This is a genomic window from Paenibacillus mesophilus (assembly GCF_005938385.1).
GTDB lineage: Bacteria > Bacillota > Bacilli > Paenibacillales > NBRC-103111 > Paenibacillus_AB > Paenibacillus_AB mesophilus.
On the sequence record NZ_VCRA01000009.1, the window covers coordinates 16097 to 39131 of the forward strand.

The window sequence follows — 23035 nt, forward strand, 5'->3', positions numbered from 1 at the left end:
TCCCCACAACCGGCCCTCCATACACGCGGTCGCTCGCCCCTGAATTGCTTCGAAATTACGTTCATTTTACAAATCCTTAACATCGGTTTAACAATCCCCGGTGATAATAGAAGAAGCAATCATCATCGTAACGGAGGAATCCGAGGTGTCCAAGCCGATGCAAGAACAAACCTATTCGAACTCCGATTATATCAATCGGGATTTGAGCTGGATCGAATTCAACCGGCGCGTGCTGGAAGAGGCGCAGGACCCGTCGACGCCTCTATTGGAAAGAATCAAGTTTTTGTCGATCTGCTCGACCAATCTGGACGAGTTCATGAGCGTGAGAGTCGCGGGTATCACCGATCAATTGAAGGCCGGCTATACGAAAAAAGATTTTACCGGCTACACCCCGGAAGGCTTGCTGCGGCGCATCATGAAGCGGACCGGCAAAATGGTGCAGGAGCAGTACAAGACGCTTCGCGAGCTGGCGCGGGCGCTGGCCAAGGAAGGAATCATTTTTACGGCTAACGGGGATTTGACGCCCAATCAGAAGAAGCAGATGGATCAGTATTTCCACGACTACGTGTTCCCGGTGCTGACGCCGATGGCGGTCGATCAGAGCCGCCCGTTTCCGCTGGTGCACAACTTGAACTTGTATTTGGCCGTGACGCTGAAGCGGGAAGGGGACGACCCGGAGGAAGAACCTTATTTCGCGATCGTACAGGTACCGTCTAATTTGCCCCGGTACATCAAGGTGCATGCGCGCGCGAACAGTGTAAAGCAGGAGTTCGTATTGCTCGAGGATTTGATCGAAGAGCATATTCATACGATGTTCTCCGGCTATACGCCGGTATCCGTCGATCCGTTCCGGCTGACGCGCAACGCGGACTTGACGCTGAACGAAGAGGGCGCGGAAGACTTGCTCGAGGAAATCGAGAAGGAACTGAAGCGAAGACGGTGGGGATCACCCGTCCGGCTCGAGGTGCAGAAAGGGTTTCACCCGTATGCGCTGGACATGCTGAAGGAAGAGTTCGAGATCGGGGACAACGTATTCGAAATCGACGGACCGATCGACTTGAGCTATCTCATGAAAATGTCGGTTTCGCTGCCCAATTTCGATCATCTGCGCTATCCGAAGCTGGAGCCGGCGTATCCGCGAGAGTTCGACGAAACGGACGATTTTTTCGAAGTATTGCGGGCGAAGGACGTGCTCGTCTACCACCCTTACGAGTCTTTCGACGCGGTGTGCGATTTTATCGATCAAGCGGCCAACGATCCGGCGGTCATGGCGATCAAAATGACGCTGTACCGGGTGAGCGGCAATTCGTCGATCGTCAGCGCGCTGGCGAGAGCGGCGGAGGCGGGCAAGCAGGTGACCGTAATCGTCGAGTTGAAGGCGCGTTTCGACGAGGAACGGAACATCGCTTGGGCGAGACAATTGGAGAAGGCGGGCTGCCATGTCGTATACGGCTTGGTCGGACTCAAGACGCATGCCAAAATAACGCTCGTCGTCCGTCAGGAGCAGAACGGATTGCGGCGCTACGTCCATGTCGGCACGGGCAACTATAACGATAATACGGCGCGTCTGTATACGGATATAGGTCTTTTTACTTCCCAGCCCGTAATCGGGGAGGACGCCTCGGTGCTGTTCAACGAAATGACAGGCTATTCCGCCCCGCACGACTGGCAAGCGTTCGGTACCGCTCCGACGGATATGAAGGCGAAGCTGTTCGAGCTGATCGCGAGGGAAGCGGAGAACGCGGCGGCGGGCAAGCCTGCCGGGATTATCGCCAAAATGAACTCGCTGTCGCACCAAGAAATGGTGGACAAGCTGTACGATGCGTCCCGGGCAGGCGTGCAGATCGACTTGATCGTCCGCGGCGTATGCTGCTTGAAGCCAGGCGTCGAAGGCCTCAGCGAGACGATAACCGTACGGAGCGTCGTGGACCGTTTTCTCGAGCATTCCCGCATTTTTTACTTCGAGAACGGCGGCGATCCGCAACTGTGGCTGTCCAGCGCCGACTGGATGACGCGCAACCTGACCCGCCGCATCGAGCTGATGTGCCCGGTGTTCGACCCGGGGTTGAAGGCGATGCTCATCCAAATATTGCGGCTCAGCCTGACGGACAATGTCAAGGCGCGCGTCCTCAAGCCGAACGGGCAGTACGTGCGGGAAGAGGGCGGTACGGTTACGCCTTTCCGCAGCCAGTTCGAGGCGCAGGATATCGTTACTTGGAAAAGGTGGCGGGACTCATTTTAACGCGCAAGCCCCAGCACTTTTTGAACTCGCCGGATATGCGCTCGACTTCCCTCAGCTCGATTGCGGGATCGTGCTTGCTGGTCCACCCGATCGTTAGGCTCTGCTTGTCGATCCCGGCTTGAATGACGTCCATCGGCTGGGTCTCGCTCCGGTCGAGCGCAACCGCCAATTGCAGCAGCGCGCCGAGACGATAGACCAGGTCGAGATCGGATTCCTTCAGCAGCTCCCGATAAGGAGCCATCATGCTTCGAGAACGGCTTTTCGTCTTATAGGAAGCGATAAGCGCGCACAGCACGGATTCCCGGTGGGTCAGTCCGTCGATTCTCGAGTGAAGCATCAAATAAAACGTATGCTTGTAATAATTGTAGTAATGAACCGAAACCCCGATCCGGTAAAGCAAAGCGGCCGTTTGCAGCAGCTTGCGCGTTCTATCCCCGAACACCGGAGTGAGCGCCAAATCGTCAAAAAGCCGGGACGCAATCCGGCTCACCTGCTCGACATGAGCGCGGGAAACGGCGGGATGCAGGGCAAGCAGGTTTTGTGCGCTGTCGGCAAGGACATCGCCTCTCGCGCTATCGTCCGGAAAAGCCGTTTCGTAGAATACGCCGTCCCGTAAGCCCGCTCCGCTCACGATGCAGCGGCTTGCGCCGATATGCCCGAAAAACGAATGCAGAATAAGGAGACCGGGTACGATAATGTCCGCGCGGTCGTCCGACAAGCCGTCCACTTTCGAACGTTCCTTCGCCGTCAAGGCGGGCAGCCATTCGGCCAAATTATCGAGAGCCGGCTTGGCGATTTCGTATTGATGGGTTTGCGGCAGTACATATTTATTGAGCTTTTGATCGATTTTGCAGAGCGACCGGATCGTCCCGCCGAGACCGACGAGCGGAAGGTCCGGATACAAGGTCAGCCACGGTTCGCTTTTCGCCGCGGCGGCGATCATGTCGCGGATGCGTCTCGCATCTTCCTTGGACACGTTGCCCCCATCGGAATACTGTTTCGTCGTATTGACCGCTCCGAACGGAAACGACACGCTGTGAAGGAGGACGCGGTTCCTAAAGAGCGACACCTCCGTGCTGCCTCCGCCGATGTCGATCAGGAAGCCGTCCGCGATATCGAGCGTATTGATCATGCCGAGAAAGCCGAGCCGCGCTTCTTCATCCCCGGACAATATTTCGATCGGCACGCCGGTCAATTGACGAAGCCGCTGCGCAACTTCGCGGCCGTTGGAGGCGTTGCGTATAGCCGCAGTAGCGACGGCGCGAACCGTATCCGCTCCGTGCACGCGGCACAGCATCAGAAAATCGTTCAAAATACGGGCGAGCCGTCCGACGTCTTCTTGCGTAATCGAGCCGTCCGGTGCGATCCGTGCGCTGAGCCGGGCCGATTCCTTACTTTCGTCGATGACTCGATATGCTTTCGCGCCCATTCGTTCATACACGACGAGACGGACCGAGTTCGATCCGATGTCGATTATGCCTACGCGTTCGCTGTTCATGTGCAATTTAAGTCCTCCATGCGGGTCGATGAGTAGCATAGAACTATTCTATCAAAAAATGGATGTCATTGCCGTCAAGCGATGCAAATTACCGTTTTCGGGCCATAATAAGTGAAATCAACCGTCAAAGGGAGAATTTTGTTATGGATCGAACCGGGCATCGTCCATATCCGCTGCCGAGCGGTGCATGGGCAGGCTTCCAAAGCTGGCGGCATCTGCTGTTTCTTCATTGGCCGATCGAGGGCGCGATCATCCGGCCGCATATACCGGCCGGACTCGAATTGGATACCTATGACGGACAGGCATGGATTACGGTCGTTCCGCTTCGCATCCGGGATGCCCGCGCCAGATGGCTTCCTCCCGTTCCTGGCTTTAGAAGCGTAGACGAATTAAACGTGAGGACATACGTGCAGAACCGGTACGGGAAAAAAGGAATCTTCTTTCTGAAAATCGGCGCGTCGAAGCTGTGGGTGGTGGCGGGAGCCAGAACGATTTATAAGCTGCCGTATTCGTTGGCTCATATAAGCATGAAAGGCGAGGCGGATGTTTTTCAAACGGATGTCACTTGGGAAAAGAATCGCCATGCACGGAGCGCGCCGGAGCAATTCCATTGCCGATATTGGCCCAAGTCCGACAAGTTTCAACCGAAGACAGGCTCATTGGATTACTGGCTGACCGAACGATACTGTTTATTTACGAAGGTCAAGGGCGACGTCAAAATCGGTGAAATCCACCACCGCCCTTGGCTGCTTCAGCCGGTAGATGTCGAAGTATCGGCCAACACGATCTTGTCCGATCGCGGTATTTCGCTGACCGGCATGCCGGCAATTGCCGCCTACTCGCGCCGGCAAGACGCGATACTATGGCCGATTCGCACGGACAGCCCGTAACGCCGGCACCGGCCCGGCAATGATCCGGGCGGGACATTTCCCACATTTTACGCGCGAAAGATCGGATTCGACACGATTTTTTAGAACTCCTTATGAGAATACTGGAATTGGCATTCAATCCGGAGATATAGGGAGATAGCATATGTTTATGGTGCCGATAATGAACTTTTATGCCCCTTTTTGTTTCTTTATCGGTGCAAATCATTTATCATATAATTTGATAGTTTTTCTCAAGTAGCAGCGTTTGACTTAAAAATCCGACAGCGCAAAGGAGAGATACATGTATGACAGCTACCAAAGGTCTGGAAGGCATCGTGGCGACAACTTCCTCGATCAGCTCGATTATTGACGGCGTATTGACATACCGCGGAATCGACATCGACGATTTGGCCGAGCACGCATCCTTCGAAGAAGTCGTTTATTTGCTTTGGTACGGCAAGCTGCCGAACAAGTCGGAGCTGGAGCAATTGCACCGCGATTTGAGCGATAGCGCAGCCGTGGCGGATTCCGTCATTCAACAAATCAAGCTTTATCCGAAAAACACGAACTCGATGGCGGCACTGCGCTCCGCGGTATCCGCGCTGGCGCTTTACGATAACGAAGCGAACGATATGAGCCGCGAGGCGAACCTGCGCAAGGCGATCCGCCTGCAGGCGCAGCTTCCGACGATTATCGCGGCGTTCGCGCGCATTCGCGCAGGCCAAGAGCCGATCGCTCCGAAGGCGAACGTTTCGATCGCCTATAACTTCCTCTACATGCTTACCGGCAAAGAACCGGAATCGATCGCCGTCGAAGCGTTGGACAAGGCTCTCGTGCTGCATGCCGACCATGAGCTGAACGCGTCCACCTTCGCCGCCCGCGTTACCGTTGCGACGTTGTCGGACATTTATTCCGGCGTAACTTCCGCTATCGGCGCTCTGAAAGGCCCGCTGCACGGCGGAGCCAACGAAGCGGTTATGGCCATGCTCGAAGAAATCGGCACCGCCTCGAACGTGGAAGCTTACATCAGCGAGAAGCTGGCGAACAAAGAAAAAATTATGGGCTTCGGGCACCGCGTATACAAAAACGGCGACCCGCGCGCGAAGCATTTGCAGAAAATGTCTGCAGAGCTCGGCAAAATTACCGACAACATGAACTGGTACAACATGTCGATCAAAATCGAAGAGATGGTCACCGGTCAAAAAGGATTGAAGCCGAACGTCGACTTTTATTCGGCATCCGTCTATACGTCGCTTGAAATTCCGCGCGATCTGTTCACGCCGATTTTCGCCATCAGCCGCGTATCCGGATGGACCGCGCACATTTTGGAGCAATACGAGAACAACCGTCTGATCCGCCCGCGCGCCGAGTATACCGGTCCGGTCAATCAGAAATACGTTCCGATCGAAAGCCGTTAAGATTACCCAACCATAAGCATTCGCACCAACGGGGTGTTTCGGACTTCCATGTCTGCGACTCCCGTTCTTTTGCGGGCATAGACGCCATGACTCCCCAAAGTGACGCGATCCTTCGCAGTTTAGTCCGATTACTTTCGGGGAGCCCCCGAATTCAAACGGCGTTTTCCATACCAATTTTCATATCAGGAGGTTTCCCATGGCTCAATTCGAAAACTACGCTCTTCCGACCGAAGGCGAGAAACTGACGATTCAAGACGGCAAGCTTGTCGTTCCCAACAACCCGATTATTCCGTTCATCGAAGGCGACGGTACAGGCCCGGACATTTGGGCGGCTTCCAAGCGCATCCTCGATGCGGCTGTCGAGAAAGCTTATAAAGGCGAGAAAAAAATCGCTTGGTACGAAGTGTATGCCGGCGAAAAAGCGTTCAACAAATACAACAGCTGGCTGCCTAACGATACGCTGGAAGCGATCCGCGAATATATCGTGGCGATCAAAGGTCCTTTGACGACTCCGGTAGGCGGCGGGATCCGCTCGCTGAACGTTGCCCTTCGTCAAGAGCTCGACCTGTACGTTTGCTTGCGTCCGGTTCGTTACTTCAAAGGCGTTCCTTCCCCGGTTAAACGTCCGGAGCTCGTAGACATGGTTATCTTCCGCGAGAACACAGAGGACATCTACGCAGGCGTCGAGTGGCAAGAAGGCTCGGCCGAAGTGAAGAAAGTGCTCGAGTTTCTGCAAAAGGAAATGGGCGTCAAAAAAATCCGTTTCCCGGAAACGTCCGGCATCGGCATCAAGCCGGTTTCCAAGGAAGGCTCCGAGCGTCTCGTTCGCGCAGCCATCGAGTACACGATCAAGCATGGCCGCAAGAGCCTCACGCTTGTGCATAAAGGCAATATCATGAAGTTCACCGAAGGCGCGTTCAAAAACTGGGGCTATGAGCTCGCAGAGCGCGAGTACGGCGACAAAGTGTTCACTTGGGCGCAATACGACCGCATCAAAGAAGAGCAAGGTGTCGAAGCGGCTAACAAAGCGCAGAAGGATGCGGAAGCAGCCGGCAAAATCGTCGTAAAAGACGCGATCGCCGACATCGCCCTGCAGCAAGTATTGACCCGTCCGACCGACTTCGACGTCATCGCGACGCTGAACCTGAACGGCGACTACTTGTCTGACGCATTGGCGGCTCAAGTAGGCGGTATCGGTATCGCTCCGGGAGCGAACATCAACTACGTGACGCATCACGCGATTTTCGAAGCTACTCACGGTACGGCTCCGAAATATGCCGGTCTCGACGTCGTCAACCCGGGTTCGGTTACTTTGTCCGGCGTCATGATGCTGGAGCACCTCGGCTGGCTCGAAGCGGCTGACCTGATCTACAAAGGCTTGGAAAAATCGATCGCCGACAAAACGGTCACTTACGACTTCGCCCGCCTGATGGAAGGCGCAACCGAAGTGAAGTGCTCCGAGTTTGCGAACCTTGTAATCAAAAACATGGGCTAATCTCCCAAAAATAAGCGGGGCTCCGAAACGTAATTCTGTTACTTTTCGGGGCCCTTGGCCATACTATAAACGAATAGATCCAAAGAAAAACTCAAGGAGGGTTCTTTTCCCATGGCGATTCAGCGCAAAAAAATTACTGTCGTAGGCGCGGGTTTTACAGGCGCGACGACTGCATTCCTGCTCGGACAAAAAGAACTCGGCGACGTCGTTCTGCTCGACATCCCGCAGCTTGAGAACCCGACGAAGGGCAAAGCGCTCGACATGCTAGAATCGAGCCCCGTGCAAGGCTTCGACAGCAATATTATCGGTACTTCCGACTATGAAGCGACGAAAAATTCCGACGTTGTCATCATCACGGCGGGCATCGCTCGCAAACCGGGCATGAGCCGAGACGATCTCGTGAACACGAACGCGGGAATCGTTCGTTCCGTCTGCGAGAACGTGAAAACTTACAGCCCGAACGCATACGTCATCATCTTGAGCAACCCGGTGGACGCGATGACTTACGTTGCTTTCCAGACGCTCGGTTTCCCGAGAAACCGCGTCATCGGCCAATCCGGCGTACTCGACACGGCCCGCTACAATACGTTTATCGCCCAAGAGCTGAACGTATCGGTTGAAGACGTTCGCGGCGTCGTACTCGGCGGCCACGGCGACGACATGGTTCCGCTTGTACGCTACTCCAGCGTAGGCGGTATCCCGATCGAGAAGCTGATCCCGAAAGAACGCATCGACGCTATCGTACAACGTACTCGTACGGGCGGCGGCGAAATCGTCAACCTGCTCGGCAATGGCAGCGCGTACTACGCTCCGGCCGCTTCGCTCGTACAAATGACGGAAGCGATTCTGAAGGACAAGAAGCGCATTCTGCCTACAATCGCACTGCTGCAAGGCGAGTACGGTTATAACGACCTGTTCATGGGCGTTCTGACGATCCTCGGCGGCGACGGCATCGAGAAAGTGATCGAGCTCGAGCTGACGGCCGAAGAGAAGGCGGCTATGGATAAGTCCGCTCAGTCGGTTCGCAGCGTAATCGAGGTTGTAAACGGCTGATTGTAACTATCGCGCTCGGCTGTACGTCCGGCTTTGGCTGTAAAAGAAAAACCGTCAGGTACTTAAACCTGACGGTTCAGAGTGTCGATAAAGTCTAATGGGCATTTCGCACTTTATTTTTTTATGTGGTGACTCTCGTCTCAAACAAGAAAAATCGATTTAAAACGATCTGAGAGCCACGTTATGATGTGAAAAATGTTCTTTTTAATCGCCCTTGAAAAAATCGGGGGTTTCTCGACAGCCTGAACCGTCAGGTACTTAAACCTGACGGTTCTTTTTTTTCCGAAGGACACTGTTCCATTAGAAAAACGTTGCTCCCTTTTTCATCAAGAGGCTTCCGGGTTGTTTGCGAATTATGCTCTAGAACTGATTGTAATGGCGGAAGGCGGAGGGGGTCACACCGAGCTTGGAGCGGAACACGCGGCTCAAGTAAGTACCGCTTTCGTAACCGCAACGGCAGGCGATCGCATCCAGCGTTTCGTTCGTCTCCCGAAGTAAGCGCTTTACTTCGTCAAGCCGCAGGCGGGTCGCGTATTCGACGGGAGCAACCCCATAAGCCAAGCGGAAGCGGCGGGTCAATTCGGACGGCTTGATGCCAAGCTCCGCCGCGATTCCCTGCATATTCAGCCTGCCGAACAGCTGCCGATGAATGCGGCCGGCGGCCCGCTGCATCAGCGGATCGGTTACTTTTTTGGTACGGGTCGAGACGTACTGCCTTTCTAATTCGCACATGTAGAGCAAATCCATCAGCAGGTGGCCTGTCAGATCCAGCTGCCTGATGCTGGCGCCGAACTCGCGCCATGCTTTGCGCAAGCTGGCGTAAGTCGAGGATAGGCGGCTCACGTCGGCGACGGACACTTTTCCGACCGGAAGCTTGTCAAGCAGGCTCGTTTCCGGCGGAGGAGAGAAGTAAAATACGTGAAAGGCGATCTCGCCATGCGATTTGCGTCTAAAGACCGCGCCGGGAGGGGCCAAGACGAGATCGCCGAAGGAAGCCCGGCCTGTTTGCTGGCCGATGCCGAAGTCGAACGAGCCGGACTCCACCCCGATCAGAACAAACAGCGGCAATATCTCCTCCGCCTTCATGAATCCGGGCTGCGGTCCGGCACACGTATACGTCTGCAATTTCATCGCGCAATTGCACATGCGGTTCACCTCGTCGTCCGTCTTCGGACGTTGCGCCGGCAAGCGCCTGCAGGCGCAACGCTTTTGTCTGTCTCTGCTTTGAGATTATCATATTCGATGCGCTTGTAAAGCCGAACCTTACCAAAAAAAGTGTCTATATTACCTAAAATTCGTGCATTACGTTCCCCGGTGCGCGAGTGTATGCTTAACGTGAAAGCGGTTGCGGGCAAGCAAATACTAGCCATTTGCGCTCGATCGGGATAAAGTCAGCGCATACCCGGCAATCCGCTGCCAGACACTCATACAACAAAAAAAAGGGGGAATGGGTTTGCCGCCAAAACAAGGATACCGGCTCGCCGGTCTGGGACTCGCCGTTGTTTTGCTGACATCGTGCGGCAGCGGCCGCGATTCGGGCGGGGAGGGGAGCGGCTCCGCACAAGCGCAGGCACAGGCGCCGGCGGATATAACCGCGATACCGGCCGAACTGACGTTTTACAACTCGACGGCGCCGACCGAATCGGAAGAGCTGTTCATGGCCAAGTACGGGAGCGTGATTGCCAAAAAATTTCCGAACTACAAAATCAAATACCATCAAAATACGGGAAAAGGGGCATCGCTCGCCGATCTGATCGCATCCGGGCAGCTGAATATCGACATCGACATTTCGGCCGCCGACATTACGTATAACAGTCTCATCCAATTCGGCTTGCAGGACGACATCAGCGATCTGATCAAAAAGTACAAGTTCGACCTGAACCGGTTGGAGCCGAATGCCGTAGAGGTGCAGCGGAAATTCGCAAACGGAGGTATATACGGCATTCCGTTCTCGGTTACGACGCCGATCTTGTTTTACAACAAGCAAATATTCGATCTATTCGCCCAGCCGTACCCGAAGGACGGGATGACGTGGGACGACGTGTACACGCTCGCGAAGGCGCTGACCCGGACGCATGGCGGCATCCAGTATCGGGGACTCGCTTCTTCGTTCATCCATGTGCTGCGCTTCAACCAATCGTCCGCGCCGCTCGTCGACCTGAAGACGAACAAATCGCTGATTACGGCCGACAAGTTCAAGCGGGAATTTGACAATATGGTTCGGATGTACCAGATTCCCGGAAATGAATTGCCCAATGATTCCATGTCAACCCAGGTCAGCCTGTTCGAAAAAGAACGGACAGCGGCGATGATGCTGCATATTACGCGCTACGCTCCCGCTTTATGGAGCAAGGTGCAGGATTTCAAGGACTGGGACATGGCGCAAATGCCGCAGTGGAAAGATATGCCGGGCGTCGGCTCGCAGGTGTCCCCGTACTACTTTTACCAGTTTAAGACGAGCAAATCGCGTGACGCCGCGTTCCAGGTGCTTATGTTCGTCGCTTCCGACGAGTTCCAGCAGCATATTATGCGGCAAGGCTACATGTCGTCGCTGAAGGACCCGAGCCATTTGATGAAATATTTGGCGGAGGGCGAGCCGTTGGCCAAAACGCAAAACCTGAAGGCGCTGCTGCCGGCCAAGTATGCGCCGTCCGCCGACATATATCGGTATTCGAACCTCGTGGAAAAAGAAGTGACTAGTGCGGCGATCGATATATTGAAAAATGGCACCAATACCAATACGGCGCTAAGGACCGCGTCCGATCGGGCGGATAAAGCGGTCGCCGACGAACTGGCCAAGCAAGGAAAATAAAACGATACAGAAGAAGAGAAACAACCTTCGGACAGGAGTGAAGCCATATGAGTACCATGCAGCAGGATCAGCAAAATACGACGGAAGCCGCTTCGAATAGGAAACGTTCGATTATCGATTGCGATCTTCACCTCGCTCCGCTGCGAGGCGGATACAATGCGCTCAAGCCGTATTTGCCGCGCTTTTACCGCGAGCAGGTGGAAACGTGGGGCTCTCGCGTACCGGCGCAAATCGGCATGTACAACAACGGCGGCATCAACGGCTCGATGCAGGGCCGCAAAGTGCCGCCGGGCGACGAAGCGGTCATGCTCGATTTTTTGCGGGCCGACCTGCTCGACAAGTACAATATCGAGCACGGTATTATAACCGGGATGGATTACGGGATCAATACGACCCCGGATACGGATTACGCCGCGGCGATCTGCTCGGCTTGCAACGATTACACGATCGAGCACATACTCGACAAAGAGCCGCGATTCAAGGCATCGATCATGATTCCGAAGCAGGACCCGGTCAAATCGGCACGGGAAATCGATCGTGTCGGCTCACATCCCGGCTTTGTTCAGGTGATCGTCTCGAACGGAGCTGAGAAGCCTTACGGGCACCGTCACTATTATCCTATTTACGAAGCGTGCGTCAGGCACAATTTGCCCTTCGGCATTCACGTAAGCATGGAGGGAATCGGAATCAACCCGCCGCCGACCGGAGCCGGTTACGTGTCGCACTATGCGGAGTATCGGCTGGCCCGCGCGGGTATTATGATGACGCATCTGGCCAGCTTCATCTATGAAGGGGTATTCGAGCTGTTCCCGACGCTAAAGGTCGTTATGATCGAAGCCGGCACGCTATGGATCGCTCCGGCGATCTGGAGAATGGATGAGGACTGGAAGGCGCTGCGTCACCATACGCCGTGGGTGAAGAAGCGCCCGAGCGAATATTACCGCGAGCATGTGCGCGTCACGTCCCAGCCGATCGAAATGCCGCATAAGAAGGACATGTTTTTGCCGATGCTTGAAGCGATCCATGCCGACGAGTGTCTGATGTTTTCCAGCGATTACCCGCATTGGGACTTCGATTCCCCGGTGCAAGCTTTTCCGAAGCTGCCCGATGAGCTGCGCGAGCGCATTTTTTACCAGAACGCGGCCGAGCTGTACGGATTGCCGGCAAGAGACGGCGCTTTGGGAGGGGACGGACAATGACGGCCTATCCGGTAGGCACCGTGTCGGATATTCCCCCGGGATCAAGCAAAATCGTCGATGTAAACGGACGCAGCATCGGCGTATACAATTTGAACGGAAGCTTCTATGCGATTCGCAATCTTTGCCCTCATCAAGGCGCGGCTCTTTGTGACGGGATTACTTCGGCGCTCGTTACCTCGGACAGACCCGGAGACTTCCATTACGAGCGCGAAGGGGAAATCGTAAGGTGCCCTTGGCATTTCTGGGAGTTTGATATAAAGACGGGATGCATGATTGTCGATCCGAAGACGAGAACGAAGAAGTACGACGTCACGGTGGAGCGGTACGAGGTTTCGGTTGACGAGGAGAACGTGATCGTACACGTATGAAGGGCATGGCATGCGGGCATTTTGACGTTTTCGCGACAAGAGGGCGGGATGTTTGTATCGGGACTTGCTTTTCGGTATACTACAGATGGAACGAGATTCCACCTGTGTAAACCGAAGGAGGCAAGACAGTCGTGTATCAGACGATGTACGTCATTCATGTTCTTTCCGCGCTAGCCCTTATTTTCTACATTTTGCTTCCGTTTTTGGTGGGAGGAGCGGCTAACCGTTCCACGGCCATCGCGCTGAGCAGAGGGAACCGGATCGGGCAGTACGTGTTGGTGTTGGCTTTTCTGTCAGGGGGGTATATGGTCAGCAAGGCGGATTATTCGGTTCTGTGGATGGTTCTGGCCGTCGTGCTCATTCTCGTCATGTTCGCCATGACCGGGATGGCTTCCAAACCGTTTAAGAAGCTGATTGCCGGGGAAACCGGGGGAGCGGCGCTGCGCAAGCTGCGGACGTTCACCCTGATCTCGGGCGTGAGCTACGCTCTGCTAATGGCTATGATGCTCGGGCCTAAATAATGGGGTACAAGGAAACCGGACGGTCCGTAGAGGACCGTCCGGTTTCCTTTTTTTAGACGCCGCTATTGTCCGACTCGTTCAGCTCGTCCAGCGTCTTCTCGAAACTCGGAGCCAGGTGCTGCAGGAAGTAGCGGATTTCCGGCATGTCGAGCTTCTCGATCGATTGCTCGATCTGTTTCTTCGCGACCGTAAATTCGCGGTTGCCGGCCGACAGCTCCGAGACGCATTTCAGATACGCGTCCAGCAGATCGGCGGCTTTGATATAACGGCTGTGCTCGGGATTCGTCTTCTTCGCTTCAATAAGCGGACGGTACGTCGACTGGAGCTCGTCCGGCACCATGTTGACGAGCCGTTCCGCGGCCATCTGCTCGATCTCGCGGAAGTTGCGCAATATGTTCGGGTTATGATGCTTGACCGGGGTAGGGATGTCTCCCGTGAACACCTCGGTCGTGTCATGGAACAGCGCTTCGGTTACGATCGTCTCCGTAGGGAGCTGGCGGCCGTATACGGTGTTCGCGATCGTGCACAACGCATGGGTAAGCAGCGAGACGTGGAACGAATGCTCCGCGACGTTTTCCTTCAGCACGTTACGCATCAGACTCCAGCGCTCGATATAACGCAACCGGTACAAATAAGCGAAAAAATGGCTTTCCATATACGGTCTCACCTCGCTATGCGGGATATTCGGATTCAAGGGACGTTCAATTGGATGCGCCGCCTGATCTTCTCGACCAGCACTTCCGGCGTAATGTTCGGGTTGCCCGCATTAATGCGCGGGATTTGCAGCGGACTGGCGCTCCGCTTGGCCATCTCCGGGACGATCGTGAAAGCGTATTGGATGCCGGCTTCACGAACGAGCTCCGCGGACAATTTGTCGAAAACCCCGTACGGGTAAGCCATAGCATTTACTTTCTCCGGACCGAGCGGCGTCATGGTTCGGATACACGCCTGCGTATCGGCGACGATCCGTTCCCTGTACTGCTCCTCCGTCTCCCGGACGCCGTCGACGATAATTCGATTCGTCATGTAGGGCGTAACCGGATCGTTATGCATACCGTTCGTATGGCATTGTGCGCTGATCATGCGCGGATGGGCCGAGGTCATCGTCATGATTTGGTCGGCGGACATGAACGGCGGCTGGTACTCTTGCGGATTGGCGTGTTTATCGGTAATGACGAAGTTGGTTGCCGGTATGCCGTGCTTCGTCAAGATCGGATAAGCGTGGGTGTAGAAGCTTTCGTAGCCGTCGTCGAACGTGACGAACACGGCATTGTCGGGAACGCTCGCGCCCTGCATATATTGTTCGAATTGCTCCAGCGAAATGAACTTGTACCCGCGATCGCGAAGATAAGTAAGCTGATCCTCGAACAGCTTCGACGAAATGGTGGAGGAGCTCTCGTCCGTATCGTGCACGTGATGGTACATCAGGACGGCCACTTGATCGGAATACGGCGCTTTGCCTTCGGTGGCGCGCAGCGCGGGCAGCAGAAGCGTAATGCCGATCAGGAACAGGATCATCGAGCTTAATATCTGTTTAGCCATGCTGCCATACTCCTTACTCGTGCAAAATTTATGGAAACCAACAAGTCGTTGAAAAAGTCTAAAGTGAGAGTTGAAATACCAAAAGAGGTGGGGGAGATGTGCGTAAAGTGAAACGGCTGACTTTAAAATCTTGTTGTAACCGCTGAAAATTCCAAAAAAACAACACGATTTTAACGGAAGTGGAGCACATTCCCCCACCTCTTGCCTTAACCGCTTCCTCCCTTGCAGACTTTTACAACAACCTCAAACCAAACTATTAATCATTCGCGAATGTTGCCGGAAATCCTTCCCGATCGTTGTAAACAATTATTCTAAAGTGGTATGATCGAGGTAGAGCATTCATTATAGCATTTTTACGTCCGAAAGGAGCAACAACCCCGTATGCAGCAGTTTCGAGAAAGCATTTATAAACTGATCGTAGAAACGTCCACCAATTTGCCCGCCGACGTCCGCCGGGCCATTCAGCGCGCCCAGGAGCAGGAGGACGAAGGCACCCGCGCGGCGCTGTCGCTGTCGACCATATCGGAGAACATTACGATGGCGGAATGCAACGTCTCGCCGATCTGTCAAGATACCGGCATGCCGACGTTCATCATCCATTGTCCCGTAGGCGCCAACCAGATTGAGATGAAGAAGCATATCGTGGAAGCGGTCCGCCAAGCGACGAAGGACAGCAAGCTCCGCCCGAATTCGGTCGATTCGCTGACCGGCGCCAACAGCGGCGACAATATCGGTCCCGGCGTTCCGGTCATTCATTTCGAGCAGTGGGAGAAGGACGACATCGACGTCCGGCTTATCCTGAAGGGCGGCGGCTGCGAGAACAAAAACATCCAATACAGCCTTCCGGCCGAGCTTGAAGGCGTAGGCAAAGCGGGCCGCGATCTCGACGGCATCCGCAAATGCATCATGCACGCGGTATACCAGGCGCAAGGACAAGGCTGCAGCGCCGGCTTCATCGGCGTAGGTATCGGCGGCGACCGTACGACGGGCTATGAATTGGCCAAGCATCAGCTGTTCCGCCAGTCGGATGACGTTAATCCGAATCCGGAGCTTGCGAAGCTCGAGGAATATGTGCTTGCGAACGCGAACAAGCTCGGTATCGGCACGATGGGCTTCGGCGGACAAGTGACGCTGCTCGGCTGCAAAGTCGGCGTGATGGACCGCCTGCCGGCCAGCTTCTTCGTATCGGTCGCGTATAACTGCTGGGCGTTCCGCCGTCAAGGCGTCATCCTCGATTCCGCCACGGGCGAAATCAAGGACTGGGTGTACGAAGGCGGCAGCAACGTAGCCATGGCCGATCCGACCCAGAAGAAAAAAGATGACAGCCGCCGCGAAGTCGTGCTGCAGGCGCCGATTACGGAGGAGCAAATCCGCGGTCTCCGTGTAGGCGACGTCGTCGTCATCAACGGTCCGATGCATACCGGCCGCGACGCGCTGCATAAATATTTGATGGACCATGACGCTCCGATCGATTTGAACGGGCATGTCATCTACCATTGCGGACCGGTCATGTCCAAGGACGAGAGCGGGGAGTGGCACGTGCGTGCGGCCGGGCCGACGACGAGCATCCGCGAGGAGCCGTATCAGGGCGATATTTTGAAAAAGTTCGGACTTCGCGCCGTTATCGGTAAAGGCGGCATGGGTCCGAAAACGCTCGCCGCGCTGAAGGAGCACGGAGGCGTCTATTTGAACGCGATCGGCGGCGCCGCGCAATATTACGCGGAATGCATCAAGAAGGTGGACAGCGTCCACTTCATGGAATTCGGCGTTCCCGAAGCGATGTGGCATTTGCAGGTGGAAGGGTTCGCGGCGATCGTGACGATGGATTCGCACGGCAACAGCCTTCACGCCGACGTGGACAAGAGCTCGCTCGAGAAGCTGGCCGAATTCAAAGAGCCTGTATTCAAATAAGCGATTCATCTAGGATAAGATAAGCCCTGGTATCCGGCCGGATACCAGGGCTTTTTTCACACCATAATTTGGATATGGGCTGGAACGAACCAAACATCACTATTACTGAACTCAATTGCGCTAATCGCTTGCCAGATGGGCGAATTCTGCAGATAGCGATCCAAAAGTAACTATTACTGAACTTAAGTTCGGTAATAGTTACTTCAGGTTCATTGTTCCTCCAAATACCGAGAAGTGGTGTCAAATAACGCAATGAGGTTCACAAATAAGCAAATTCGGTTCATTATAATGCCCCGCACTCGACCCGCAGCGTCGAACGATCGGATTCACCTATCGTTACGATAATAGAATCGCAATTGATCGATGGCGGGCCCGGCTCTTATACTTGAAATGTAGCAATGCTACATAAAATGTGAAGGAGATGGTTTCCATGTCAAAAGCCGTATTTTATCACGCGGGATGCCCCGTATGCGTCGACGCCGAACAAACGGTGCTGTCCTATTTGGACACGGCCAAAGTCCAAACCGAAGTCGTTCATCTCGGCACCACCCGCAGCCGGATCGAGGAAGCCGAGAAGGCCGGCGTCAAGTCGGTTCCCGCCTTGGTGATCGGCGGCAGCGTCTATCATATCAACTTTGGCGCGAGCCTGGAAGACGTCAAGAACGGGTAATCGCAGCCGCACAGGGAGCCGCGCCGGCATCCCCTGATGAAGTCTCGGAACATCGCCGCCAAAGCTCCATCGGGAGCTTTTTCACGTCCAGGGGACTTATTCGGGGAGTGTGTCGTCTGTCGTCCGCTTTTTTCCGTTCAGGATTGCATGTACAATGAGAAAAAACGGATGGCAGGTGCGTTTTCACATGATATTCGATTCCCGGTCGCGCAAGGACGATCGCTCCGCCAGAATCGGCATGGCCTTGTTCCGGCTCTCGCAAGCGATCAAAAAAATGACGCAAGCGGAAAGCGACGCGTTCGGACTGTCTCCCGTCCAAATCCAGACGCTGCTGTTCGCCTTCCATACGCGCGGGGATGCAGCGACGGTCGGCAATCTGGCCCATGCGCTGGGGACGACGCACGTTACCGCCGTGAAAACAGCGAACGGACTCGTCCGCAAAGGATTAATCGTTAAAATGCAAAAGGCCGGCGATCGCCGGGTCACTTTGCTCGGCTTGACCGCCGCAGGCACACAGACGGCATCGAGTATCGAACAGTGGGGGCGCACGCTGGAGGAAACGTTGCGGCCGATCGCGGACGATACGCTGGCGCAATTCGAGTCGGGACTCGGCACTGTCGTCGCCGCTATGCACAGAAGCGGCTACCTGTTCGCAGCGGAGCCTTGCTCGGGCTGCGTCCATTTCCGTCCGAACGCCGGCGACGCAGCCGCTCCCCATTATTGCGAGCTGGTCCGAACGTATTTGACCCATGAAGCTTCCCTGAAGGAATGCCCGGAACATACGCCCTCCCCGAAGACGTAAGCGATTACCGAACGCCGCCGCTCCGGCGTCGGGTCTTGGCGGGACGCAGGGCGTCCGCTCCTACTTGAAGCTGCCGGCTTTGATCGTCGCGATCAGCTGCTCCATGAAGACGCGGCTCGCCGCGCACAAATGTTTGTTTTTGCGGTACACGAGCCCGATCTGTGTCGTGATCGACGGGTTTTGAATCGGAACGGTGCGGATGTTCGGATTGTCGATATAATCGAGATAAGCTTTCGGCAGGACGGTGACGCCGACGCCTTTGCCGACCATATTGACGATCGATTCCATCGTCGTCATCTCCATGACCGGACGCGGCGCGAAGCCGTGCGCGCGGCAATGCTCGTCGATAAGCCGGCGCATGGAATACGTGACGGGCAGCAGCACGGACGGCGTCTCCTTCAAAACGTCGAGCGAGACGTGCGGCCGGTCGGCGAAAGGGTGGTCGACGGGTGCGGCGAGCGCGAGATTTTCCTCGTGCAGCGGTATCGAGACCAGGTCGTCGTGTTCCATCGGCAGTAGCGCGATGCCGAGATCGAGCTCATTTTGCAGCAGCCCGTCGAATATATCCCCGGTGCGCAAGCCGAGAATGGACAGCTCGACGTTCGGATAGCTGCGATGGAACCCGATGACGGTCGGAGGGAGCAAGTAGTTCACGACGGTCAGCAGCGCGCCGATTTTGAGCGTCCCGCGCTTCAAGCCTTGCAGCTCGCTGATGACGGCGCGCGCCTGAGACAGCTCGTGAAACACGTTGTAGCTATGGTGCAGCAGCGCCCGACCCGCTTCGGTCATGACCGTTTTTTTGCCTACGCGGTCGAACAAGGGCGTGCCGATCTCGTGCTCGAGCAGGCGGATTTGCTGGCTGAGCGACGGCTGCGCGATGCCCAGCTTCTCGGCGGCGCGGGTAAAATGAAGCTCCCGGCAAACGGCAATAAAATATTCCAGCTGTTTCAGTTCCATGGGAGTGCCTCCAGTATGACGGTGAATGATAGGAAAAAGCTATTATTTTTCGATAATCATAACGGCAATCGTATGAAAAAGGAAGAGCAATCCGGGATCGCTCATCCGTTTACCATAGAAATTGCCTATCGTATCAAGGAAAAGAATCGGTAATTTTTCGGGGGGAAATGATCGGGAGGTGATTCGTCCTGCATCGCAATTACGAGAAGGAGCGAGTGCGGGCCAGCACGTACGGCGAGCTGCAGCAGTGGAGGGAGCACGTCCGTTTTTGCTTGGATTGGCACAAGAAGGACAACAATTGGACGGAAGTCGACGACTGCGAGTATTTGCTGAGGGTCATCGAAGAGCAAATGGCGCTGCTGAAACGGAGCGATTCCGAGTAGCCCGGCAGGCCGAGGGGGGGATGAAATCGGCAGTTTTCATTCCGCTCGATCCTTGATACAATGGAAGCATTGTCGGCGTGTCCTTGCAGACGGTCTCGATCGATAGGACTTGCAGAATAGCTGTAAATTCGGCGAATTTACAGGTTGGAGCACGCCGCCGGTGTTCAAGTCAGCTTATACGGACAGGGATGAAATTCTGCGATGGAAACGACCACACCTAAACCGTTCGGCCTCCGCTTCAACGATTGGTTCGAGGCGAAAATGTTCGTCATTACCCCGGTATCGATGATACTCGGGTTTTTCTTTTACAAATGGCTTGAGGATGCCACGGCGCTCGTCCCTTACTTGTTCGCTTATATCACGTTCGTGATGGCGCTCGGCTGCAATCCGCGGCAAATGCGCGGCGCGCTCGGAATGCCGCTGCCGATCGTCATGACGCTGGCGCTGGTCCACTTCGTGGCTCCGCTGGCCGCTTATGCGGCGGGAACGATGCTGTTCGGTCCGGGCTCCCCTTATATTGTGGGGCTCGTGCTGTTCGCCGTCATACCGCTCGGCGTCTCTTCCGTGATCTGGGTCGGATTGTCGGGCGGCAACGTCCCTCTCGTCCTGACGATGATCGTCATCGATTCGCTGATCAGCCCGTTCGTCGTACCGTTCGCGGTCGATTTGCTGTTCGGCGCGGACATTCATTTCGACCAGTGGAAGGTCATGCGGGATTTGCTCGTCATCATATTCGTTCCGACGGTGCTCGGCGTAGCGGTCAATGCGTGGAGCGGGGGAAGAGCCAAGTTATGGTCGGCTCCTTATTCGGTGCCGATATCAAAGCTGGCTTTCGCTGCCGTCATCCTGATCAACGCGGCTGCCATTGCTCCGCACGTTTTCGCCATGAAGGGGGAGCTGGTCAAGCTGGTGCCGGTCGTGCTGCTGTTCGTCGTGTTCTGTTACGCGCTGGGCTGGTTCGGCGCCTTGCCTTTCCGGAACCGGGAAGTGACGGTTACGATCACGTACAGCTCGGGGATGCGCAATATTTCGCTCGGCATCGTCATCGCCCTGCAATATTTCGAGCCGGCCGCCGCCGTTCCCGTCGTCATGGGTATCCTCATTCAGCAGCCGATGGCTACGCTCCAGCACCGTTTACAAAAACTTTACTGGAAAAAGCGAGACGTGCAAGCTACGATAAATACTTGATCCCCCAAAAGTGAAGAAGGCCTTCGCAGCTTATTCCGAATACTTTCGGGGGAGCCCCCGAAAAGCCCCCCAAAAGTGAAGGAGGCCTTCGCAGCTTATTCCGAATACTTTCGGGGGAGCCCCCGAAAAGCGTCAAAATGAACAACAGTCAACTTATAGAATACCGGCCTGTACAGCACGATAAGGAATACGAAGGAGTGAAGGATTGTTCCATGAACAAGTTTCGGACGCGGCTGGCGCTGCTGTTTATCGTATTGATCGGCTGTTCGGTGCTGTCCGCCGGCGTATTTGTCGCTTTCCTGCTGGAGCGGTCGTACTTGAACGCGCTTCAGGACAGCATGAAGCGCGAAATCCAAATTACGCTCGCTACGCTTCCGGAAAGCGTGCAGCAGTACGAACGCGGCAATAGTGAGTTTTTTACCGAGCGGGCTCAATATTTGAAGCGGTACGCCAATGCCCGGGTCACCTTTATAGCGGCGGACGGGACCGTGCTGGGAGACTCCGACCTCGACCCGAAGCAGATGGACAACCATTCAACTAGAGAAGAAATACGCGAAGCAGCCGTGAACGAAGCCGGCTACTCCAAGCGCTACAGCGATTCGACCGGAGGGAATATGCTGTATGTGGCGATGGCGGTCCGGAACGGTTCGGACCTCGCAGGCTATTTGCGCTTGTCGATGGGGCTGGAAGACATCGAAACGACGGTCCGCCATTTGTGGCTGGGACTTCTGGGCGGGCTGCTCGTCGTCTTCGTTATCGCGGGACTGATCAGTTACCGGGTCGCCTACCAGATGACGCGTCCGATTGAGAAAATAACGCGGGTGGCGCGGCAAATTACGAAGATGAATTACAAATCGCGGGTTTATTTGCGCAATCGCGATGAAATCGGCGAGCTCGGACAGGCGATCAACACGATGGCGGACAGCCTGCAGCAGCAAATGCACCGCATTCTGGAGAACGAAAGCCAGCTGTCAGGCGTACTGGACAATATGGTGAGCGGCGTCGTCATGGTCGACGAGGAAGGCCGCATCGTGCTGTTGAACCGTTCCGCCGAGGACATATTGGGCTTCGTCTCCAAAGATTTGATCGGGAAAAAGTATGACAGCGCGAAGCATCCGTACGAGCTCGTCCAGATGATCAAGGAATGCATCGAGCGCGGGGAGCATATCCGTGACGAAATCATGTTTTATTTCCCGGAAGAACGCATTCTCGAAGTGAACCTCGTGCCGATGAAGGCGGTCGAGGACGAATGGCTCGGCTTGGTTATCGTGCTCCATGACATCACGGCGATCAGACGGCTCGAGAAGGTGCGCAGCGAATTCGTCGCCAATGTCTCCCACGAGCTGAAAACGCCGATCGCGGCGGTGAAAGGATTCGCCGAAACGCTGCTGGCGGGTGCGATGAACGACGCGGAAACCGCAAAGTCGTTTCTGCAAATCATCTATGACGAGAGCGAGCGGTTGAATCGGCTGATCGGCGACATCCTGGAGCTGTCCAAAGTCGAATCGAAACGGATTCCGCTGCAGTTCTCGCCCGTGCATCTGAGCAGCTTCGTAGGCAAGACGCTTGATATGATGCGGTCGTCGGCGGACAAGAAAGAGATCGAGCTGGAGATGAAGGTCGACGAAGAGCTGTACATGGAGGCGGACGAAGACCGGCTGCGGCAAATTATGTTCAACCTGCTTTCCAACGGCATCAACTACACGCCGGACGGGGGCAAGGTCAAGATAGAGGTAGAGGAAGTCCCGGCGGAGGGCGAGGGCGAGGTCGAGAAAATCCGCATTGTCATTTCCGATACGGGCATAGGCATTCCGAAAAAAGATTTGCCGCGCATTTTCGAACGGTTTTACCGCGTCGACAAAGCCCGCTCCCGCAGCTCGGGCGGTACGGGTCTCGGCTTATCGATCGTCAAGCATTTGGTCGAGCTGCACAAAGGCACCATTCGCGTAGAAAGCGAGCTCGGGCTCGGTTCGCGGTTTATTTTGGAGCTGCCGGTCATTCAAAGCTGAGTGAATTTGCTTCCGGCCGAGAAGCGGGAGATCGAGCAAACTTTACGGACTTGTGTTATGCTAGGGTAGCGCGGACAAATTATGATGCGCAGGGGGAA

The 23035-nt window shown here is 55.2% G+C and carries 21 protein-coding genes; 16 read left to right on the forward strand and 5 right to left on the reverse strand.

Going from position 1 to position 23035, the window contains the following annotated elements; genetic code table 11:
• Positions 1 to 145: 145 nt before the first annotated feature.
• Positions 146 to 2242 (forward strand): polyphosphate kinase 1, encoded by a 2097-nt coding sequence (gene ppk1, locus FE783_RS17305; protein WP_138880643.1) that lies wholly within the window; start codon positions 146 to 148, stop codon positions 2240 to 2242.
• Here the strand turns inward: ppk1 and FE783_RS17310 are convergent.
• Entirely contained in the window at positions 2211 to 3740 is a 1530-nt protein-coding gene (locus tag FE783_RS17310) for a Ppx/GppA phosphatase family protein (RefSeq protein WP_138880644.1), read from the reverse strand. The two genes, ppk1 and FE783_RS17310, sit on opposite strands and share 32 nt — an antisense overlap.
• A 143-nt stretch (positions 3741 to 3883) precedes the next feature.
• Between FE783_RS17310 and FE783_RS17315 the strand changes: the two genes are divergently transcribed.
• The 4 genes from FE783_RS17315 to mdh all read left to right on the forward strand — a co-directional run bounded on the left by FE783_RS17315 (position 3884) and on the right by mdh (position 8575).
• Complete coding sequence (locus FE783_RS17315; RefSeq protein WP_158301877.1) at positions 3884 to 4630, forward strand: YqjF family protein; 747 nt, start codon at positions 3884 to 3886, stop codon at positions 4628 to 4630.
• A 284-nt stretch (positions 4631 to 4914) separates the two neighbouring features.
• Complete coding sequence (gene citZ / locus FE783_RS17320) at positions 4915 to 6027, forward strand: citrate synthase (protein WP_138880646.1); 1113 nt, start codon at positions 4915 to 4917, stop codon at positions 6025 to 6027.
• 196 nt (positions 6028 to 6223) lie between these two features.
• Positions 6224 to 7522, forward strand: coding sequence for an NADP-dependent isocitrate dehydrogenase (gene icd / locus FE783_RS17325; RefSeq protein ID WP_138880647.1), 1299 nt, complete (start codon positions 6224 to 6226; stop codon positions 7520 to 7522).
• 111 nt (positions 7523 to 7633) lie between these two features.
• The gene (gene mdh / locus FE783_RS17330) at positions 7634 to 8575 is read left to right on the forward strand and encodes a malate dehydrogenase (RefSeq protein WP_138880648.1); all 942 of its coding nucleotides are present in this window, start codon (positions 7634 to 7636) and stop codon (positions 8573 to 8575) included.
• A 360-nt stretch (positions 8576 to 8935) separates the two neighbouring features.
• Here mdh and FE783_RS17335 read toward each other — a convergent pair whose 3' ends face one another.
• Positions 8936 to 9721 (reverse strand): helix-turn-helix domain-containing protein, encoded by a 786-nt coding sequence (locus FE783_RS17335; RefSeq protein ID WP_138880649.1) that lies wholly within the window; start codon positions 9719 to 9721, stop codon positions 8936 to 8938.
• A gap of 307 nt (positions 9722 to 10028) precedes the next feature.
• Here FE783_RS17335 and FE783_RS17340 point away from each other — a divergent pair, with 307 nt between their 5' ends.
• The 4 genes from FE783_RS17340 (at position 10029) to FE783_RS17355 (ending at position 13475) form a co-directional block, all read left to right on the forward strand.
• Complete coding sequence (locus tag FE783_RS17340; RefSeq protein ID WP_158301878.1) at positions 10029 to 11387, forward strand: ABC transporter substrate-binding protein; 1359 nt, start codon at positions 10029 to 10031, stop codon at positions 11385 to 11387.
• A 47-nt stretch (positions 11388 to 11434) separates the two neighbouring features.
• The gene (locus FE783_RS17345; RefSeq protein ID WP_138880651.1) at positions 11435 to 12586 is read left to right on the forward strand and encodes an amidohydrolase family protein; all 1152 of its coding nucleotides are present in this window, start codon (positions 11435 to 11437) and stop codon (positions 12584 to 12586) included.
• Positions 12583 to 12954: a Rieske (2Fe-2S) protein gene (locus FE783_RS17350; protein WP_138880652.1), complete on the forward strand. Its 372-nt coding sequence runs from the start codon at positions 12583 to 12585 to the stop codon at positions 12952 to 12954. Before FE783_RS17345 ends, FE783_RS17350 begins: the two co-directional genes overlap by 4 nt.
• Before the next feature lie 131 nt (positions 12955 to 13085).
• Complete coding sequence (locus FE783_RS17355; RefSeq protein WP_138880653.1) at positions 13086 to 13475, forward strand: hypothetical protein; 390 nt, start codon at positions 13086 to 13088, stop codon at positions 13473 to 13475.
• Positions 13476 to 13527: 52 nt separating this feature from the next.
• Here FE783_RS17355 and yfbR read toward each other — a convergent pair whose 3' ends face one another.
• Both yfbR and FE783_RS17365 read right to left on the reverse strand, forming a co-directional pair.
• Positions 13528 to 14130, reverse strand: a complete 603-nt coding sequence (gene yfbR / locus FE783_RS17360; protein WP_138880654.1) for a 5'-deoxynucleotidase — start codon at positions 14128 to 14130, stop codon at positions 13528 to 13530.
• Between the two features lie 35 nt (positions 14131 to 14165).
• Complete coding sequence (locus FE783_RS17365) at positions 14166 to 15017, reverse strand: polysaccharide deacetylase family protein (RefSeq protein ID WP_138880655.1); 852 nt, start codon at positions 15015 to 15017, stop codon at positions 14166 to 14168.
• A 381-nt stretch (positions 15018 to 15398) separates the two neighbouring features.
• On the opposite strand from FE783_RS17365, the gene FE783_RS17370 reads away from it, so the two are divergent.
• From FE783_RS17370 to FE783_RS17380, 3 genes are all read left to right on the forward strand, one after another.
• Positions 15399 to 16928: a fumarate hydratase gene (locus FE783_RS17370; protein WP_138880656.1), complete on the forward strand. Its 1530-nt coding sequence runs from the start codon at positions 15399 to 15401 to the stop codon at positions 16926 to 16928.
• Positions 16929 to 17358: 430 nt separating this feature from the next.
• Positions 17359 to 17598, forward strand: a complete 240-nt coding sequence (locus FE783_RS17375) for a thioredoxin family protein (RefSeq protein WP_138880657.1) — start codon at positions 17359 to 17361, stop codon at positions 17596 to 17598.
• A gap of 154 nt (positions 17599 to 17752) precedes the next feature.
• On the forward strand, positions 17753 to 18400 hold the full coding sequence (locus FE783_RS17380) for a MarR family winged helix-turn-helix transcriptional regulator (protein WP_238403123.1): 648 nt from the start codon (positions 17753 to 17755) through the stop codon (positions 18398 to 18400).
• A gap of 60 nt (positions 18401 to 18460) precedes the next feature.
• Here the strand turns inward: FE783_RS17380 and FE783_RS17385 are convergent, their stop codons facing one another.
• Positions 18461 to 19357, reverse strand: coding sequence for a LysR family transcriptional regulator (locus FE783_RS17385; protein ID WP_138880658.1), 897 nt, complete (start codon positions 19355 to 19357; stop codon positions 18461 to 18463).
• A 15-nt stretch (positions 19358 to 19372) separates the two neighbouring features.
• Here FE783_RS17385 and FE783_RS37615 point away from each other — a divergent pair, with 15 nt between their 5' ends.
• The 4 genes from FE783_RS37615 (at position 19373) to pnpS (ending at position 22937) form a co-directional block, all read left to right on the forward strand.
• Positions 19373 to 19510 carry a hypothetical protein gene (locus tag FE783_RS37615; protein ID WP_158301879.1) on the forward strand — a complete coding sequence of 46 codons (138 nt, stop codon included), beginning with the start codon at positions 19373 to 19375 and terminating at the stop codon, positions 19508 to 19510.
• Between the two features lie 62 nt (positions 19511 to 19572).
• A complete protein-coding gene (locus FE783_RS37620) occupies positions 19573 to 19740 on the forward strand; it encodes a hypothetical protein (protein WP_158301880.1) in 168 nt (55 codons plus the stop codon).
• A 201-nt stretch (positions 19741 to 19941) separates the two neighbouring features.
• Complete coding sequence (locus FE783_RS17390; RefSeq protein ID WP_238403124.1) at positions 19942 to 20928, forward strand: bile acid:sodium symporter family protein; 987 nt, start codon at positions 19942 to 19944, stop codon at positions 20926 to 20928.
• A gap of 212 nt (positions 20929 to 21140) precedes the next feature.
• Positions 21141 to 22937, forward strand: a complete 1797-nt coding sequence (gene pnpS / locus FE783_RS17395; RefSeq protein WP_138880659.1) for a two-component system histidine kinase PnpS — start codon at positions 21141 to 21143, stop codon at positions 22935 to 22937.
• Positions 22938 to 23035: the final 98 nt, after the last annotated feature.